1 protein-coding gene is annotated in these 837 nt (G+C 45.4%); it reads right to left on the bottom strand.

The window, feature by feature from the left end:
- Nucleotides 1-165: 165 nt before the first annotated feature.
- Nucleotides 166-738, bottom strand: a complete 573-nt coding sequence (locus NE623_RS14420; protein ID WP_176857498.1) for a helix-turn-helix domain-containing protein — start codon at nucleotides 736-738, stop codon at nucleotides 166-168.
- Nucleotides 739-837: the final 99 nt, after the last annotated feature.

The raw sequence follows: 837 nt of genomic DNA, 5'->3' as shown, positions 1-837 counted from the left end.
AGCCTGTCTGATGCCGCAGTCGAATAGAATATTCTCGCAAATGGAGAGCCGACCTCTCACGCCACCGTGCATACCGACCGGTACACGGCAGTTCCACCGCATAAGTACAGGGACTCGTAGTAGTTGTGGATACGAAAGTATCCCGCTGCTGCGAGTTTTTTGAAATTATTTATTATACCCTAATAGCTTTTCAGCTTCTTTTGGCGAAGCAGAAATCGGCAGAGCCGAATCATAGGACCACTGCAACTTCCATTCAAAATATTTGTCGCGGGAAATTTTCCCGGTGTGGTAGGCATCTTGCATGGCGGCAAAGGACTTAAACAGGTAATTCAGAAGATCGTTCTCAGACCAAAGCATAGCGGGCTGTGCGCCGAAAGGAGATGTTTTAGCGTTTGTCTGGATGACAGGTGCTGTGGCTGCATTTGCAGCTATCTGATTTTTGTCAATTGGCGAGGATAGAGAAAATCTAAGCACATCCGGCATATCCTCGTCAAGCCAGAATAAAGTTTCCATTATGCCGCCAAGGTTGCCGGTATCCGGTTCAAGCAGTGCGCACTCTTTTACATGGAGTGCGTCTGCTATTTTTTTTACCATATCCTCTTTCGGAACGCGAAACCCGGATTCATACTGTGCGATACGGTTGGCAGCACCATCCGTAAAACCAACCAGTTCACCTAATTCACGCTGCTTCATGTGACGATGCAGCCGGACGCGCTTGATTTTTTCTCCGATTTTCATGGGATGACCTCGTTCGTTATTTTATGCTGTCATTATACCACATTAGAGAGAAAAATCAACAATTTAATAACATATATGTAAAATCATTGACAAGAATAC

The organism is Gemmiger formicilis (assembly GCF_024462815.1).
Taxonomy (GTDB): Bacteria; Bacillota; Clostridia; order Oscillospirales; family Ruminococcaceae; genus Gemmiger.
The sequence above is the reverse complement of the archived record's forward strand: the minus strand, read 5'-3'. Positions and strand labels throughout refer to the sequence as shown.

Bases quoted from the DNA above. Each gene is read 5' to 3' on its own strand.
- NE623_RS14420 (WP_176857498.1), bottom strand. From the start codon at position 738: ATGAAAATCGGAGAAAAAATCAAGCGCGTCCGGCTGCATCGTCACATG.